The sequence below is a fragment of the Streptomyces sp. NPDC059003 genome (genome assembly GCF_042740445.1).
Taxonomy (GTDB): domain Bacteria; phylum Actinomycetota; class Actinomycetes; order Streptomycetales; family Streptomycetaceae; genus Streptomyces.
Genome location: NZ_JBHYJH010000088.1, coordinates 10,451 through 26,122, shown reverse-complemented (window position 1 = coordinate 26,122; position 15,672 = coordinate 10,451). Strand labels below are relative to the sequence as shown.

At 71.2% G+C, this 15,672-nt stretch carries 17 protein-coding genes; 16 read left to right on the top strand and 1 reads right to left on the bottom strand.

Annotated features, from left to right (window positions below; translation table 11 throughout):
- Nucleotides 1-50: 50 nt before the first annotated feature.
- The 11 genes from lepB (ACFWZ5_RS27340) to ACFWZ5_RS27290 all read left to right on the top strand — a co-directional run bounded on the left by lepB (ACFWZ5_RS27340) (nucleotide 51) and on the right by ACFWZ5_RS27290 (nucleotide 9,956).
- The gene (gene lepB, locus ACFWZ5_RS27340) at nucleotides 51-773 is read left to right on the top strand and encodes a signal peptidase I (RefSeq protein WP_384798009.1); all 723 of its coding nucleotides are present in this window, start codon (nucleotides 51-53) and stop codon (nucleotides 771-773) included.
- Entirely contained in the window at nucleotides 766-1,848 is a 1,083-nt protein-coding gene (gene lepB / locus ACFWZ5_RS27335) for a signal peptidase I (RefSeq protein ID WP_384798012.1), read from the top strand. Before lepB (ACFWZ5_RS27340) ends, lepB (ACFWZ5_RS27335) begins: the two co-directional genes overlap by 8 nt.
- Nucleotides 1,733-2,854, top strand: coding sequence for a signal peptidase I (lepB, locus tag ACFWZ5_RS27330; protein ID WP_384798015.1), 1,122 nt, complete (start codon nucleotides 1,733-1,735; stop codon nucleotides 2,852-2,854). The genes lepB (ACFWZ5_RS27335) and lepB (ACFWZ5_RS27330) overlap by 116 nt, the downstream gene beginning before the upstream one ends.
- 142 nt (nucleotides 2,855-2,996) lie before the next feature.
- On the top strand, nucleotides 2,997-3,758 hold the full coding sequence (lepB, locus tag ACFWZ5_RS27325) for a signal peptidase I (RefSeq protein WP_384798018.1): 762 nt from the start codon (nucleotides 2,997-2,999) through the stop codon (nucleotides 3,756-3,758).
- Nucleotides 3,748-4,287, top strand: a complete 540-nt coding sequence (locus tag ACFWZ5_RS27320; RefSeq protein WP_384798021.1) for an NUDIX hydrolase — start codon at nucleotides 3,748-3,750, stop codon at nucleotides 4,285-4,287. The genes lepB (ACFWZ5_RS27325) and ACFWZ5_RS27320 overlap by 11 nt, the downstream gene beginning before the upstream one ends.
- Before the next feature lie 55 nt (nucleotides 4,288-4,342).
- Nucleotides 4,343-4,651: a DUF2469 domain-containing protein gene (locus ACFWZ5_RS27315; RefSeq protein ID WP_005311352.1), complete on the top strand. Its 309-nt coding sequence runs from the start codon at nucleotides 4,343-4,345 to the stop codon at nucleotides 4,649-4,651.
- Nucleotides 4,652-4,757: 106 nt separating this feature from the next.
- Nucleotides 4,758-5,120 carry a YraN family protein gene (locus tag ACFWZ5_RS27310; protein ID WP_384798024.1) on the top strand — a complete coding sequence of 121 codons (363 nt, stop codon included), beginning with the start codon at nucleotides 4,758-4,760 and terminating at the stop codon, nucleotides 5,118-5,120.
- Entirely contained in the window at nucleotides 5,120-6,742 is a 1,623-nt protein-coding gene (locus tag ACFWZ5_RS27305; RefSeq protein WP_384798027.1) for a YifB family Mg chelatase-like AAA ATPase, read from the top strand. The genes ACFWZ5_RS27310 and ACFWZ5_RS27305 overlap by 1 nt, the downstream gene beginning before the upstream one ends.
- Before the next feature lie 254 nt (nucleotides 6,743-6,996).
- On the top strand, nucleotides 6,997-8,115 hold the full coding sequence (dprA, locus tag ACFWZ5_RS27300) for a DNA-processing protein DprA (protein ID WP_384798030.1): 1,119 nt from the start codon (nucleotides 6,997-6,999) through the stop codon (nucleotides 8,113-8,115).
- Between the two features lie 311 nt (nucleotides 8,116-8,426).
- Nucleotides 8,427-9,269, top strand: coding sequence for an RNA polymerase sigma factor WhiG (gene whiG, locus ACFWZ5_RS27295; protein WP_384798033.1), 843 nt, complete (start codon nucleotides 8,427-8,429; stop codon nucleotides 9,267-9,269).
- A 129-nt stretch (nucleotides 9,270-9,398) separates the two neighbouring features.
- Entirely contained in the window at nucleotides 9,399-9,956 is a 558-nt protein-coding gene (locus tag ACFWZ5_RS27290; protein WP_384798051.1) for a TetR/AcrR family transcriptional regulator, read from the top strand.
- Between the two features lie 195 nt (nucleotides 9,957-10,151).
- Here ACFWZ5_RS27290 and ACFWZ5_RS27285 read toward each other — a convergent pair whose 3' ends face one another.
- Nucleotides 10,152-10,784, bottom strand: a complete 633-nt coding sequence (locus tag ACFWZ5_RS27285) for a murein hydrolase activator EnvC family protein (RefSeq protein WP_384798054.1) — start codon at nucleotides 10,782-10,784, stop codon at nucleotides 10,152-10,154.
- A gap of 301 nt (nucleotides 10,785-11,085) precedes the next feature.
- Between ACFWZ5_RS27285 and rpsB the strand changes: the two genes are divergently transcribed.
- The 5 genes from rpsB to ACFWZ5_RS27260 all read left to right on the top strand — a co-directional run.
- Entirely contained in the window at nucleotides 11,086-11,967 is an 882-nt protein-coding gene (gene rpsB, locus ACFWZ5_RS27280; RefSeq protein ID WP_384798036.1) for a 30S ribosomal protein S2, read from the top strand.
- Between the two features lie 108 nt (nucleotides 11,968-12,075).
- Entirely contained in the window at nucleotides 12,076-12,912 is an 837-nt protein-coding gene (gene tsf, locus ACFWZ5_RS27275) for a translation elongation factor Ts (protein WP_384798039.1), read from the top strand.
- 200 nt (nucleotides 12,913-13,112) lie between these two features.
- Entirely contained in the window at nucleotides 13,113-13,871 is a 759-nt protein-coding gene (gene pyrH / locus ACFWZ5_RS27270) for a UMP kinase (protein ID WP_384798042.1), read from the top strand.
- A gap of 145 nt (nucleotides 13,872-14,016) precedes the next feature.
- Nucleotides 14,017-14,574 carry a ribosome recycling factor gene (gene frr, locus ACFWZ5_RS27265; protein WP_384798045.1) on the top strand — a complete coding sequence of 186 codons (558 nt, stop codon included), beginning with the start codon at nucleotides 14,017-14,019 and terminating at the stop codon, nucleotides 14,572-14,574.
- Nucleotides 14,575-14,766: 192 nt separating this feature from the next.
- Nucleotides 14,767-15,672, top strand: a 906-nt coding sequence (locus ACFWZ5_RS27260) for a phosphatidate cytidylyltransferase (protein ID WP_384891351.1), incomplete at its 3' end; no start/stop codon positions are given.

Sequence of the window (15,672 nt, the reverse complement as noted above, 5' to 3'; positions counted from 1 at the left end):
GCCGGGCACGGGCGCGGGTCCACAGACGGGCCGGATAACATCTGGCCCCGATGGACACCGAAGCGCAGCACACGGAGCGCGACCGCTCCTCCCGACCTTCCGAATCCGGACCCGCACCCGCGGGCGAGCCGGACTCCGAGGGCACGGAGGAGCGGTCGCGCTCCGTTTTCGCGTCCTTCGTGGCGTGGCTGCCCGGCGGCCGCCTCACCCTGAGCGCCCTCCTCACCGTCGCCGTCCTGCTGCTCGTCAGCACCTTCGTAGTGCAGCCGTACGAGATCCCGAGCGGCTCCATGGAGCCCACGCTCCGGGTCGGGGACCGCGTACTCGTCAACAAGTTGGCGTACCGTTTCGGGTCGGAGCCGCGCCGCGGCGACGCGATCGTCTTCGACGGCAGCGGGTACTTCGGAGACGCCGACTACGTGAAGCGGGTCGCGGGCGTCGGCGGGGACCGGGTGGTCTGCTGCGACAAGCGGGGGAGGATCAAGGTGAACGGCGCACCGGTGGACGAGCCGTACCTGTTCCCGGGGGACGCCCCCTCCAAGGTGCCGTTCGACGTCGTCGTGCCCGACGACCGCCTCTTCGTCCTCGGCGACCACCGCGGCGACTCCAGCGACTCCCGCGACCACCTGGGCTCACCCGGCGGCGGCATGATCCCCGTCGACGACGTCATCGGCAGAGCCGACTGGATCGCCTGGCCGGTCGGCCGCTGGACCTCCCTGAAGCGCCCCGACGTGTACGCGCGCGTGCCCGCGCCGGGCGGCGCGCATGGGTAGCCGCGGTCGCGCCAAGTCCGCCCACCAGGCCGACACCCGCCTCCCCACCGGCACCCGGCCCATCACGGGGCCCGCGCTGCCCGGCCGCGCCGAGCGCCGCAAGCTCGCACGGAAGGTCAAGCGCCGCAGACGCCGCTCCGCGATCAAGGAGATACCTCTCCTCATAGGTGTGGCCCTGCTCATAGCCCTGGTCCTGAAGACCTTCCTGGTGCAGGCCTTCGTGATCCCCTCGGGCTCCATGGAGCAGACGATCCGGATCGGCGACCGCGTCCTGGTCGACAAGCTCACCCCGTGGTTCGGCAACAAGCCCGAGCGCGGTGACGTCGTCGTCTTCAAGGACCCCGGCAACTGGCTGGAGGAGGAGCGGGGCAAGAAGAAGAACGACCCCGTCGTCATCAAGCAGATCAAGCAGGGCCTGACCTTCATCGGACTGCTCCCGTCCGACGACGAACGCGACCTGATCAAACGCGTCGTGGGCGTCGGCGGCGACACCGTGAAGTGCTGCGACAAGAACGACAAGGTCACCGTCAACGGCGTACCGCTGAACGAGCCGTACCTCAACCCGGGAGACAAACCCTCCGCCTTCGAGTTCCAGGTGAAGGTCCCCAAGGGGCGGCTCTTCGTCATGGGGGACCACCGCTCGGACTCCGCCGACTCCCGTTTCCATCGCAACGAGAAGTTCAGCGGCACCGTCTCCGAGGACGAGGTGGTGGGCCGCGCGATGGTCATCGCCTGGCCGTTCGGACACTGGCGCAAACTGGAGGAACGCGGTACGTACGCGTCCGTGCCCGACGCGCCCGCCGGGTCGGACGCGGCCACAGGTGCGTCGCATAGGGTGGCCCCTGGCGATCGCAATGGAATGACCGGGCTCCCGACCCCTGCGGAACTCCCGCTCGTTATGGGAGTGGTGGGCCTGCATCGCGTACGGGGCAGGCAGCGGCACGGACTGAGGAGTGGATGTGGGGGATGTGGCGGTCGGCGCACGATCCGGACACGATGGGCCCGAGGAGCAGCCAAGGCGCTCCGAAGAGCCGTCCCCCGAGCCCGCGGCGGGCGGAGTGAACGGGGCGCGTGACACCGCGGCCCCCGGGGACGCCCGGACGCCCGGAGGGGCCCCCGGCCTGACCGGGAACCCCGGCCCGGCGGGTAACACTGCCCCGACCGGGAACCCCGCCCCGACGGGGAGCACCGACCCCACAGGGACGCCGGGCGAGCCCCCGACGCAGGCCGAGCCGCGGACGCAGGGCGAGCCGGGCGGTGAGCCGCCCAAGCCGCCGAAGCCGGCCAAGGGCAAGAAGCCCAAGTCCTTCTGGAAGGAGCTGCCGCTCCTCGTCGGCATCGCGCTCGTCCTGGCCCTGATCATCAAGACCTTCCTGGTCCAGGCCTTCTCGATCCCCTCGGACTCGATGCAGAACACGCTGCAGCAGGGTGACCGGGTCCTGGTCGACAAGCTCACGCCGTGGTTCGGCTCCGAGCCCGAGCGCGGCGAGGTCGTGGTCTTCAAGGACCCCGGCCACTGGCTGGACGGCGAGCCCACGCCCGACCCGAACGCGGTGCAGAAGGTGCTCGGCTGGATCGGCCTGATGCCGTCCGCCGACGAGAAGGACCTCATCAAGCGCGTCATCGGCGTCGGCGGCGACACCGTGGAGTGCAAGGGCACGGGACCGGTGAAGGTCAACGGCAAGGCGCTGAACGAGCCGTACGTCTACCCCGGCAACACGCCGTGCACCAATGACGACCAGGGCGGCCAGTTCAAGATCACGGTTCCCAAGGGCAAAATCTGGGTCATGGGTGACCACCGGCAGAACTCGCTGGACTCCCGCTACCACCAGAACCAGCCGGGCGGCGGCGCCGTCCCCGTGGACAACGTCGTGGGCCGCGCCTTCGTGATCGCCTGGCCGCCCACCCGCTGGGCGACGCTGCCGGTCCCGGACACCTTCGACCAGCCGGGCATCAGCCAGGCGCTGAGCGCGGCACCGGCCGCCCTCGGCCTCGCGGGCGCCGTGCCGTTCGTCCTGTGGCGCCGCCGCCGTGCCGCCGCGGGCGCGGAATCCGCCCACGGCACCAGGGTTTCTGGCTGACGTACCGCCCGGTAGTCTGCCCTCCCAGATCGCCGATCTTCCACGGCCCCGGACCCGTGGCGAGCCCACCGACGCCGTACGGCCGGTGGGCCGCCCGGCACCAGGGGCCGTGAGGTCGTCTCCGAGCCGGGGGAGCACAGGGATGAGCAGGACAGGTCGTACCGACGAGGGCCACGGACGGCTCGGCAGCGTGCTGTCGGGAGTCGCCGTGGCCCTCGGCTGTGTCCTCTTCCTCGGCGGTTTCGCCTGGGGCGCCGTCCTCTACCAGCCGTACACCGTCCCCACCGGCTCGATGACGCCGACCATCGGCGCGGGCGACCGCGTCCTCGCCCAGCGGATCGACGGCGACGACGTGCACCGCGGTGATGTCGTCGTGTTCCGGCAGAAGTCCTGGGGCAATCTGCCGATGGTGAAGCGGGTCGTGGGCGTCGGCGGCGACACGGTGGCCTGCTGCACGAACGGCAGGCTGACCGTCAACGGCAAGCAGATCGAAGAACCGTATCTGCCCAAGGGCACGGGTCCCGCGGCGACCGGGATACCGGCCGTCACCGTGCCGAAGGACCGCCTGTTCCTGCTCGGCGACGAGCGCAGCGGCTCGCTCGACTCCACCGCGCACCTGGACGAGGTCGGCAAGGGCTCCGTGCCGCGCAGCGCGGTGAAGGGCCGTGTGGACGCGGTGGCCTGGCCGCTGGACGGCATGCTCGAGCGCGCCACCGGCTTCGACGGCCTGCCGGGCGGCGGGACGTCGGAGCCCGGGCCGCTGCGGCTCATCGTCGGCGCGGTGGTGGCCGGCGCCGTGCTGGTGCTCGGCGGGGCCGCGTACGGGCCGATCGCCAGGCGGGTGGGGCGCGGCAGCCGGGGCGGTGGCCGGAGCGGAGTGACGGAGGCTGCTGGTGTCGGCTGACGGGGCGGAGCCCGCGGGGAGCGCCGCGGCGGAAGCCGTGGGTGGGCGGCCGCTGCGGAAGGTGGCGCGGGTCGTGCTCCTTGACGCGCGCGACCGGATCCTGCTGATGCACGGCCACGAGCCGGGTGACCCGGCGGACGACTGGTGGTTCACGCCGGGCGGTGGTGTGGAGGGCGACGAGACGCGCGAGCAGGCCGCGCTGCGGGAGCTCGCGGAGGAGACCGGCATCACGGATGTCGAACTCGGTCCGGTGCTGTGGCGCCGGGTGTGCTCGTTCCCGTTCGCGGGGCGGCGCTGGGACCAGGACGAGTGGTACTACCTGGCACGTACGGAACAGACGGCGACGCGCGCGACGGGCCTCACCGATCTTGAACGGCGCAGTGTCTCCGGAGCACGTTGGTGGACGTGCCAGGAACTGGCCCGGGCGCATGAGACGGTGTATCCGACCAGACTCGCCGAGCTGCTGCGCAGACTGCTCGACGAGGGTCCTCCCGACGGACCCGAGACCCTGGACACGGAAATCGTGTAGGGGCTCCCGGGGCTGGCGCACAATAGGGGGACGCACGGCTGAAGGGGAACATGCCATGAGCGCCGAGGACCTCGAGAAATACGAGACCGAGATGGAGCTGAAGCTCTACCGGGAGTATCGAGACGTCGTCGGTCTCTTCAAATACGTGATCGAGACCGAGCGTCGTTTCTACCTCACGAATGACTACGAGATGCAGGTGCACTCGGTCCAGGGCGAGGTCTTCTTCGAGGTCTCGATGGCGGACGCGTGGGTCTGGGACATGTACCGGCCGGCGCGGTTCGTCAAGCAGGTGCGGGTACTCACGTTCAAGGACGTGAACATCGAGGAGCTCAACAAGAGTGACCTCGAACTCCCGGGCAGCTGAGCTCACCCGCACGGGTGACGGAGTTGTCCACAACGCCTGAGTAGCACACCAAGATCCACAAGGTGTGGCCCGCCTCGCGACCGTTGATGTCGGAGGTGGTGCCGACATGAACGCACGGGGTGCACTCGGCAAGTACGGCGAGGAGCTGGCCGCACGGCGGCTGGCCGAGGCCGGCATGACGGTCCTTGAGCGCAATTGGCGCGGGGGCAGGGCAGGGGAGATCGACATCGTCGCCCGGGACGGCGACGCGCTGGTCGTCTGCGAGGTGAAGACCCGTAGGGAGTCCTCCTTCGAGCATCCGATGGCAGGGGTCACGCCCGCCAAGGCACGGCGGCTGCGTGGCCTCGCCGACCGCTGGGTGCAGGAGCACGGCGGCGCCCCGCCGGGCGGAGTGCGCATCGACCTGGTGGGCGTCCTGCTGCCCGAGCGCGGCGCACCCGTGGTCGAGCACGCGCGAGGGGTGGCCTGATGGGATTCGCGCGTACGTGTGCGGTGGCGCTGGTCGGCGTGGAGGGCGTCGTCGTCGAGGTGCAGGCCGACCTGGAGCCGGGCGTCGCGGCGTTCACGCTGGTGGGGCTGCCCGACAAGAGCCTCACGGAGAGCCGGGACCGTGTGAGGGCGGCCGTGGTCAACTCCGGCGGGGAGTGGCCCCAGAAGAAGCTCACGGTGGGCCTGAGCCCCGCGGCCGTGCCCAAGGGCGGCAGCGGCTTCGACGTGGCGGTGGCCTGCGCGGTCCTCGGCGCGTCGGAGCGCATCGACCCCCGGGTCCTCGCCGACATCGTGATGATCGGCGAGCTGGGCCTGGACGGCCGCGTGCGCCCGGTGCGCGGTGTCCTGCCCGCCGTGCTCGCGGCGGCGGACGCGGGGTACGAGCAGGTCGTCGTGCCGGAGTGCACGGCGGCGGAGGCCGCGCTCGTGCCGGGCGTTTCCGTCCTCGGTGTGCGCAGCCTCCGGCAGCTGATCGCGGTGCTCACCGACGAGCCCGTGCCGGACGAGGAGCCGGACGACTCCGGACGCCCGGACCCGCTGATGGCGGGCCTCGGCCTGCCGGGGGCCGGGCTCGGCGTCGACGTGGGCGGCGTCGGGGCGGCCGACGACCACGGGCACGATCTCGCGGACGTCGTCGGCCAGCTGTCGGCGCGCACGGCCATGGAGGTGGCGGCCGCCGGTGGGCACCATGTCTTCCTGCAAGGGCCGCCGGGCGCGGGCAAGACGATGCTCGCCGAGCGGATGCCCGCCATCATGCCCAGGCTGACCAGGGAGGAGTCCCTGGAGGTGACGGCCGTCCACTCGGTCGCGGGCATGCTGCCACCGGGCAGGCCCCTGGTGGACATCCCACCGTTCTGCGCCCCGCACCACTCCTCGACCATGCAGGCGCTCGTCGGCGGCGGCAAAGGCCTCGCCCGGCCGGGAGCGGTGTCCCTCGCTCACCGTGGTGTGCTTTTCCTGGACGAGGCGCCGGAGTTCAGCAGCCATGCCCTGGACGCGCTGCGCCAGCCGCTGGAGTCCGGGCACGTCGTCATCGCCCGGAGCGCGGGCGTGGTGCGGCTCCCGTCGAAGTTCCTCATGCTCCTGGCGGCCAACCCTTGCCCGTGCGGACGCTTCAGCCTGACGGATAGCGCGTGCGACTGCTCGCCCGCCAGCGTCCGGCGTTACCAGTCCAGGCTGTCGGGGCCGCTCCTGGACCGTGTGGACCTGCGGGTCGACGTGGAGCCGGTGACACGGTCCGAGCTGACGGCGCAGGGCGCGCGGGGCGAGACCACGCGCGTGGTGGCGGAGCGGGTGCGGACCGCCCGGGAGCGCGCGGCCACCCGCTTCACGGACACCCCGTGGCGCACGAACAGCGAAGTGCCCGGCCATGAGCTGCGCACGCGCTGGCGCCCCGTCCTTGGCGCCATGGCGGAGGCGGAGCGCAGCCTGGAGCGGGGCCTGCTGACCGCACGCGGCCTGGACCGCGTCCTCCGCGTCGCCTGGACCGTAGCGGACCTGGCAGGCCACGACCGCCCCGACGAGAGCGACGTGACCCTGGCTCTCCAGCTGCGCACGGGGGTCCCACGCGGGGTGCCCATGGTGGTGGGAGCGCGGACGTGACGGGGGAGCCTGGGCGCGCTCCGGGCGCCGGCGGGTCTGAGGGCGAGGGCTCGCCTTCGGGGGAGGCTGGGCAGCCGGGGGTGGAGCTGCGGTCGGGCCCGCCTCCAGCCTCCGGCCCTGCGGGGGGCTCGTGCTCCGCCGGGGATTGCGGCTCTACTGAGGGCTCCCGCCCCGCCGGGGGCTCCCGCCCCGAGGGGCGTTCCCGGTCCGGTCCGCCCCCGTCCGGCGTTCCGGACGAGGAGCGGCTTGCTCGGGTGGCTCTGACGCGGGTGTTGGAGCCCGGTGATGCCGCGGGTGGGCGGTGGTTGCGGGAGTTGGGGGCCGTGGCGGTGCTGCGGCGGTTGGTCGACGGGGAGGTGATGCTGCCGGGGGTGAGTCCCAAGCGGTGGGAGGGGCTGCGGGCGCGGGCCGGGCGGGTGCGGGCGGTCCGGGATCTGGAGGTGGCCGCGCAGGCGGGGGCGCGGTTCGTGACGCCCGACGACGCCGAGTGGCCCGCGCAGCTGGACGACCTGGGGGACGCGCGGCCCGTCGGACTCTGGGTGCGGGGGCGGCCGTCCCTGCGGATATGGGCGCTGCGGTCGGTGGCAGTGGTGGGGGCGCGGGCATGCACGGAGTACGGAGCGCACATGGCGGCGTCCATCGGCGCGGGCCTCGCCGAGCGCGGGTGGGTTGTGGTGTCGGGCGGCGCCTATGGCGTGGACGGCGCCGCGCACCGGGGCGCCCTGGGCGCGGGCGGCGCCACCGTGGCGGTGCTCGCCTGCGGGGTCGACCGGCCCTATCCGCGGGGACACACCCAGTTGATCGGGCGGATCGCGGAACAGGGGCTCGTGGTGGGGGAGTTGCCGCCCGGTGATCATCCGACGCCCAGCAGATTCATCCTGCGGAACAGAGTGATCGCCGCGCTCACCCGGGGCACGGTCGTCGTCGAGGCCGCCTACCGCAGCGGCGCGCTGGTCATGGCGCGCAGCGCGCAGGACCTCGGCCGGTTCACGATGGGCGTGCCCGGGCCCGTCACCAGTGGCCTCTCGGCGGGGGTGCACGAACTCCTGCGCGGGGACGGGGTGCTGGTCACCGACGCCGCCGAAGTCGTCGAGCTGGTCGGGGACATGGGGGACCTCGCCCCGCCGCGGCGCGGGCCCGTCGTGCCGCGCGACCTGCTCGACCCCGGGGCGGCGCGCGTCCTCGCCGCGCTGCCCGGCCGGGGGAGCGCGACCGCGGGGGAGGTCGCAGTGGGCGCGGGCACCAGCGCGGACGACGCCATCGGCAGGCTGTACGAGCTGCGCTCCCTGGGGTTCGTCGAACGCCACGGCGACGGCTGGCAGTTGACACGCCAGGCGATTCGGTCCGTCTTTCCGGCGGGAGGCGATGCGTGACTGTGCGTGTTCCGCCGGATGGATGACGCCGTCAGCTGTTCCTGACGGCCTTGGGAAATCGCGCAGTTGGCGCCGGGCGGCCGTTACGGAAAGCGACGGTTACGGCACCTGCGGGCGTCAAGCGGAACGTATCTGCGTACGCATGATCCCCTACTCTTCGCTCACTGCGACGCCTCAGTCACGCTACGCTCACAACGAATCCGGTGCAGACAGGCAATCAGACGGACAACCTCATTCACTTCACGCAAACCCACAACCGCACTAGTTCCGGCAACCTCACAGGTTCACGGCAGAACGGCTCAAGGCGACGCATGCCCCAGCACACCTCCGGGTCCGACCGGGCGGCAGTTCCCCCAGCCGCCCGTAGCGGCGAGCGGGAGCGGCCCCCCGCGCCCTCGTCGCTGGACGAGCTGTGGCGGTCGTACAAGGCGACGGGTGACGGGCGGCTGCGCGAGCAGTTGATCCTGCACTACTCGCCGCTGGTGAAGTATGTCGCGGGCCGCGTCAGCGTGGGCCTGCCGCCCAATGTCGAGCAGGCGGACTTCGTGTCGTCGGGGGTGTTCGGCCTGATCGACGCGATCGAGAAGTTCGACATCGAGCGGTCGATCAAGTTCGAGACGTACGCGATCACCCGGATCCGCGGGGCGATGATCGACGAGCTGCGGGCGCTCGACTGGATCCCCCGGTCCGTGCGGCAGAAGGCACGCAACGTCGAGCGGGCCTACGCGACGCTCGAAGCGCGGCTCCGGCGGACGCCGTCGGAGGGCGAGGTCGCCGCCGAGATGGGCATCGCGGTGGAGGAACTGCACGCGGTGTTCAGCCAGTTGTCGCTCGCCAACGTCGTCGCCCTGGAGGAGTTGCTGCACGTCGGCGGTGAGGGCGGCGACCGTCTGAGCCTGATGGACACGCTGGAGGACACCGCCGCCGACAACCCCGTGGAGGTGGCCGAGGACCGCGAGCTGCGACGCCTCCTGGCCCGCGCCATCAACACGCTGCCGGAGCGCGAGAAGACCGTCGTCACGCTGTACTACTACGAGGGGCTCACGCTCGCCGAGATCGGCCATGTGCTCGGCGTGACGGAGAGCAGGGTGAGCCAGATCCACACCAAGTCGGTGCTCCAGCTGCGGGCGAAGCTGGCCAGTTTTGGTCGCTGATCGGGCCGGGGCGTTCGGTCTCCGGCCGTTGTCCACCGCCCCTGCCAGGAGGAATGCCTGCCTGGTGGGCTCCCCTGGCGGGGGCCGCGTCCGTAAAGTGGAGGCGTGCCAAGGATTCGAGCGGCCTCTGTGGCCGAGCACCGGTCGATGCAGCGCGGCGCCCTGCTGGACGCCGCGCGAACCCTGCTGTCCGAAGGCGGTACGGACGCGCTGACGTTCCCCGCGCTCGCCGAGCGCACGGGGCTTGCGCGCTCGTCCGTCTACGAGTACTTCCGCTCGCGCGCGGCCGTCGTCGAAGAGCTCTGCGAGGTCGACTTCCCCGTCTGGGCGGCCGAGGTCGCGGCGGCGATGGAGCGGGCCGATTCGCCGGAGGCGCAGGTCGAGGCCTATGTGCGGCGGCAGCTGGCGCTGGTGGGGGACCGCAGGCACCGGGCCGTCGTCGCGATCTCCGCGAGCGAGCTCGACGCGGGCGCCCGGGAGAAGATCCGGGCCGCGCACGGGGGGCTGGTGGCCATGATCGTGGAGGCCCTCGAAGGCCTCGGGCATGAGCAGCCCCGGCTTGCCGCGATGCTGCTGCAAGGCATCGTGGACGCGGCGGTGCGGCGGATCGAGCTCGGGGTGGCCGAGGACCCTGAAGCCATCACGGAGGCGGCCGTCGCGATGGCTCTGCGCGGGGTTCGGGGCTGAGCCCCCCTCTGCTGAGTCCCTCCGTTGACGTCCGGTGTTGCCCTTGGCTGGTCTTGCGGAGGGAGGGTGGGCCGCGGATGGGGCTGTGCCCACCCTTCCCCAAGCTCTCGGCTTCGCTCGAGCAGGGGAGGCCCCACTCGCCCTCTGGGCGGACCAGCTGCCCACAGCGGGGGCGAGGGCTTGCCCGGCCGCCGTTCACCGTGGCACCGGAAGCAGGCGTGACGGGCCCCGGCCCAGGAGCCACGGGGGGAGCAGGGCCAGAGGGTTCAGATAGGCGTCCGCCTTGCGCAGGCCCCAGTGGAGGCAGGGGGTCGCGCAGTGGTACGTCGTGGCCGGTTCCAGCGTGCCCAGGGTGTCGCCCGTGGTGACCTCGGCGCCCTTCTTCACTGTCGGGCGTACCGGCTCGTAGGTCGTGCGCAGGGGTGGGTCACCCGTGCCCGTGAGCTCCACCGCGACCACCCCCCGGCCCGCCACCCGGCCCGCGAACGACACCCGGCCCCCGGCCACCGCCCTGACCGGGGCACCCGGCGCCGCCGCAAGGTCCACGCCCCGGTGACCCGCGCCGTACTCCGTCGCCGGAGGCTCCCAGCCCCGCAAGACCACAGGGCGGAGCCCCACCGGCCAGGCCCCGCCCACGGCAGGCACAGCAGGATCAGGAGGCACAGCAGGCCCAGGAGGCCCAGGAGGCCCAGGTGGTCCTGATGGCCCTGGTGGCCCAGGGCGCCCGGGAGGCGCGGCCGGCGCCCCGGTGGGGCCCCCGTCGGCCCCCGCCGGGCCCACCGGAACCGCCGCCGTCAGGAGCAGGACACCCAGCACCACCGCCGCCATCGCGTTCCCCACGCGTCGCACACACGTCATGCGAGAACGGTCCCGTGACGCCCCCGTCCCGCGCGGATCATGGCCGGGAACTGTGGACTACCAGCCGGTTGTGGACAGCGGCGTCACCCGCTGCCTCGCGGGTCCCGTACACTTCATGTGGCGATCCGGGTCACCGGGTCGACTTCGCACGCCCCGGCACCGGGCTTTCGCAGCCGACGGTGTCAGTGCCTTTCGGTCCCGCACGCGAGTGCGTGGCACGGCGCGAGCAGGGCGTCAGGACACAACCGAGAAAACACCAAGGAGTACGGCCATGGCCGTCGTCACGATGCGGGAGCTGCTGGAAAGCGGCGTCCACTTCGGTCACCAGACCCGCCGTTGGAACCCGAAGATGAAGCGCTTCATCTTCACGGAGCGCAACGGCATCTACATCATCGACCTGCTCCAGTCGCTGTCGTACATCGACCGCGCCTACGAGTTCGTCAAGGAGACCGTCGCCCACGGCGGCACGGTCATGTTCGTCGGCACGAAGAAGCAGGCGCAGGAGGCCATCGCCGAGCAGGCGACCCGCGTCGGCATGCCCTACGTGAACCAGCGCTGGCTGGGCGGCATGCTCACCAACTTCTCCACCGTCTACAAGCGCCTGCAGCGCCTCAAGGAGCTTGAGGCCATCGACTTCGAGGATGTGGCCGCGTCCGGCCTCACCAAGAAGGAGCTGCTCGTCCTCTCCCGCGAGAAGGCCAAGCTGGAGAAGACCCTCGGCGGTATCCGCGAGATGCAGAAGGTGCCCAGCGCCGTCTGGATCGTGGACACCAAGAAGGAGCACATCGCGGTCGGCGAGGCCCGGAAGCTCAACATCCCGGTCGTCGCCATCCTCGACACCAACTGCGACCCCGACGAGGTCGACTACAAGATCCCGGGCAACGACGACGCGATCCGCTCCGTCACCCTGCTCACCCGCGTGATCGCCGACGCCGTCGCCGAGGGCCTCATCGCCCGCTCCGGCGTCGCCACCGGTGACTCCAAGCCGGGCGAGAAGGCCGCGGGCGAGCCGCTCGCCGAGTGGGAGCGCGACCTGCTCGAGGGCGGCGAGAAGAAGGCCGACGAGGCCCCCAAGGCCGACGAGGCCCCGAAGGCCGAGGACAAGCCGGCCGAGGCCGCCGAGGCCCCGGCCGCGGACGCCGAGCAGGCCTGACGCTCAGCAACCTCAGCATCGGCTGCTGACGGCGGGGGCCCGCGCCACGAGCGCGGCCCCCGCCGTTCACCCGTAGATCTTCGACTGCGAGAAAGACTTCCGAGAATCATGGCGAACTACACCGCCGCTGACGTCAAGAAGCTCCGCGAGCTCACCGGCGCCGGCATGATGGACTGCAAGAAGGCGCTCGACGAGGCCGACGGCAACGTCGACAAGGCCGTCGAGGCGCTGCGCATCAAGGGCCAGAAGGGCGTCGCCAAGCGCGAGGGCCGCTCCGCCGAGAACGGTGCCATCGTCTCCCTCATCGCCGACGACAACACCTCCGGCGTCCTCGTCGAGCTGAAGTGCGAGACGGACTTCGTCGCCAAGGGTGAGAAGTTCCAGGCCGTCGCCGGCGCGATCGCCGCGCACGTCGCCAAGACGAGCCCGGCCGACATCGAGGCGCTGCTCGCCTCCGAGATCGAGCCCGGCAAGACCGTTCAGGCGTACGTCGACGAGGCCAACGCCAACCTGGGCGAGAAGATCGTCCTGGACCGCTTCGCGCAGTACAGCGGCGGCTACGTCACCGCGTACATGCACCGCACGATGCCTGACCTGCCCCCGCAGATCGGTGTCCTCGTCGAGCTCGACAAGCCGAACGCCGAGGTCGCCAAGGGCGTCGCCCAGCACATCGCCGCCTTCGCGCCGAAGTACCTCTCCCGCGAGGACGTCCCGGCCGAGGTCGTCGAGGCCGAGCGCCGCGTCGCCGAGGAGACGACCCGCGCCGAGGGCAAGCCCGAGGCCGCCCTGCCGAAGATCGTCGAGGGTCGCATCAACGGCTTCTTCAAGGACGCCACCCTTCTGGGTCAGCCGTACGCGCTCGACAACAAGAAGTCCGTCGAGAAGGTCCTGCAGGAGGCCGGTGTCACCCTGAAGCGCTTCGCGCGCATCAAGGTCGGCATCTGAGTCCGTCCCACGATCGTCGGTAGACCCCGCTAGGGTCGACCGCGGTCGGCCGCGTACCGACCGACGTACGCGACCGCAGTGCGCGCACGCGCACGCGACGGACGACCGCAAGATCTGACGAGGAGGCCATTGCCGCGCATGGGATGCACACCACCCCACCGGCAATGGCCTCTTCGTATGTGCACCACAAGGAGAACACCATGACCAAGGCCGACACCAAGAGTGACGACGGCAAAGTGGCCGGGCGCTTCCTGCTGAAGCTGTCCGGCGAGGCGTTCGCCGGAGGCGGCGGACTCGGCGTCGACCCCGATGTGGTGCACAAAATCGCCCGGGAGATCGCGGCCGTCGTGCGCGACGGCGCGCAGGTCGCCGTCGTCATCGGCGGCGGCAACTTCTTCCGCGGCGCCGAGCTGCAGCAGCGCGGCATGGACCGGGCCCGCTCCGACTACATGGGCATGCTCGGCACCGTAATGAACTGCCTCGCCCTCCAGGACTTCCTGGAGAAGGAAGGCATCGACTGCCGCGTGCAGACCGCCATCACCATGGGGCAGGTCGCCGAGCCGTACATCCCGCTGCGCGCCGTGCGCCACCTGGAGAAGGGCCGCGTCGTCATCTTCGGCGCCGGCATGGGCATGCCGTACTTCTCCACCGACACCACCGCCGCCCAGCGCGCCCTGGAGATCGACGCCGAGGCCCTCCTCATGGGCAAGAACGGCGTCGACGGGGTCTACGACTCCGACCCCAAGACGAACCCGGACGCGGTGAAGTTCGACTCCCTCGGCTACGGCGAGGTCATCACCCGTGACCTGAAGGTCGCCGACGCCACCGCGATCACGCTGTGCCGGGACAACAAGCTGCCCATCCTGGTCTTCGAGCTGCTCGCGGAGGGCAATATCGCCCGGGCGGTCAAGGGTGAGAAGATCGGCACACTCGTCGGCGACCCGGACGCCCGGGCCTGAGCGAGGGCTCCCCTCGAGGCCGCTTCGAGGGACTTCTCAGGGGATGGACAAAGCCCTGCCGGTCGGACACCGTGCAGGAAAGAGACGCGACGCAGCCGGCCGATCCATGGAAGCCGGGCCTACTCAAGACACGCAGGAGCAAGTGGTGATCGAAGAGACCCTCCTCGAGGCCGAGGAGAAGATGGAGAAGGCCGTCGTGGTCGCCAAGGAGGACTTCGCCGCGATCCGCACCGGCCGTGCGCACCCGGCGATGTTCAACAAGATCGTGGCCGACTACTACGGCGCGCTGACGCCGATCAACCAGCTCGCCTCGTTCTCGGTGCCCGAGCCGCGCATGGCGGTGGTGACCCCGTTCGACAAGAGCGCCCTTCGCAACATCGAGCAGGCGATCCGGGACTCCGACCTGGGCGTCAACCCGAGCAACGACGGCAACATCATCCGGGTGACGTTCCCCGAGCTCACCGAGGAGCGCCGCCGCGACTACATCAAGGTCGCCAAGGGCAAGGCCGAGGACTCGAAGGTGTCGATCCGCTCGGTCCGCCGCAAGGCCAAGGACGCCTTCGACAAGGCGATCAAGGACGGCGACATCGGCGAGGACGAGGGCCGTCGCGCCGAGAAGGACCTCGACGACCTCACCTCCAAGTACGTCGCCCAGGTCGACGAGCTGCTCAAGCACAAGGAATCCGAGCTGCTCGAGGTCTGACCCCCGCGGTCTGCCGAGTCGAGCGACGTCTGATCTAGGTCTGAGGAATCCGATTCCGTGAACGACACTTCCTGGGGGGCGCCGTCCAGAGCCGGGTACTGGGGGGCAACCGACCAGGGACCGGTCCAGGGTGCTGCCCCGGTGGGTCCCGTACGCGATGCGCATGCCCTGAATCCGTCAGAGACTCAGCCCATGCCCATCGTTCCCGACGTAGCCGCGAGCGGCGGACACCAGGACGACGACCGGGGGGCTGCTCAGCCGAGCGGCCCCCTGTTCCGTGACCGGACGCCGCCCGCGCACGCCGCGCACCCAGCGCAGTCCGCGCAGAAGCCGCAGGAGCCCATGACCGGCGCACCACAGCCCGCCCCAGCCCCGCAGAAGAAGAGCGCGGGCCGTGACCTCGGGGCGGCCATAGGGGTCGGCGTGGGGCTCGGCGCGGTGATCATCGCGTCGCTCTTCATCGAGAAGGCCGTCTTCGTCGGCGTCATAGCGGTCGCCGTCGTGGTCGGCCTCTGGGAGCTCACCTCCCGCCTCCAGGAGCAGAAGGCCATCAAGGCGCCGCTCGTGCCGCTCGCGGTGGGCGGGGCCGCGATGGTCGTCGCGGGGTACGTGCGCGGCGCCGAGGGCGCGTGGGTCGCGATGGCCCTCACCGCCCTCGCGGTACTCGTCTGGCGGATGACGGAGCCGCCGGAGGGCTATCTGAAGGACGTCACGGCGGGCGTCTTCGCCGCCTTCTACGTGCCGTTCCTCGCCACCTTCGTGGCGCTGATGCTCACCGCGGACGACGGTCCGCAGCGGGTGCTCACCTTCCTCATCCTGACCGTGGTCAGCGACACCGGCGCGTACGCGATCGGCTGGCGCTTCGGCAAGCACAAGCTGGCGCCGCGCATCAGCCCCGGCAAGACCCGCGAGGGCCTGTTCGGCGCGGTGACCTTCGCGATGGCGGCGGGCGCGCTGTGCATGCACTTCCTGATCGACGACGGGCTGTGGTGGCAGGGCCTGCTGCTCGGCCTCGCGGTGGCGGCGAGCGCGACGCTCGGTGACCTCGGCGAGTCCATGATCAAGCGAGACCTCGGCATCAAGGACATGGGCACGCTG

What these genes read in the sequence shown, in the direction of transcription:
- lepB (WP_384798009.1), top strand. Translation starts at nt 51, where the DNA reads ATGGACACCGAAGCGCAGCACACGGAGCGCGACCGCTCCTCCCGACCT.
- lepB (WP_384798012.1), top strand. Translation starts at nt 766, where the DNA reads ATGGGTAGCCGCGGTCGCGCCAAGTCCGCCCACCAGGCCGACACCCGC.
- lepB (WP_384798018.1), top strand. Translation starts at nt 2,997, where the DNA reads ATGAGCAGGACAGGTCGTACCGACGAGGGCCACGGACGGCTCGGCAGC.
- ACFWZ5_RS27315 (WP_005311352.1), top strand. Translation starts at nt 4,343, where the DNA reads ATGAGCGCCGAGGACCTCGAGAAATACGAGACCGAGATGGAGCTGAAG.
- ACFWZ5_RS27310 (WP_384798024.1), top strand. Translation starts at nt 4,758, where the DNA reads ATGAACGCACGGGGTGCACTCGGCAAGTACGGCGAGGAGCTGGCCGCA.
- ACFWZ5_RS27305 (WP_384798027.1), top strand. Translation starts at nt 5,120, where the DNA reads ATGGGATTCGCGCGTACGTGTGCGGTGGCGCTGGTCGGCGTGGAGGGC.
- whiG (WP_384798033.1), top strand. Translation starts at nt 8,427, where the DNA reads ATGCCCCAGCACACCTCCGGGTCCGACCGGGCGGCAGTTCCCCCAGCC.
- ACFWZ5_RS27285 (WP_384798054.1), bottom strand. Translation starts at nt 10,784, where the DNA reads ATGGCGGCGGTGGTGCTGGGTGTCCTGCTCCTGACGGCGGCGGTTCCG.
- rpsB (WP_384798036.1), top strand. Translation starts at nt 11,086, where the DNA reads ATGGCCGTCGTCACGATGCGGGAGCTGCTGGAAAGCGGCGTCCACTTC.
- tsf (WP_384798039.1), top strand. Translation starts at nt 12,076, where the DNA reads ATGGCGAACTACACCGCCGCTGACGTCAAGAAGCTCCGCGAGCTCACC.
- pyrH (WP_384798042.1), top strand. Translation starts at nt 13,113, where the DNA reads ATGACCAAGGCCGACACCAAGAGTGACGACGGCAAAGTGGCCGGGCGC.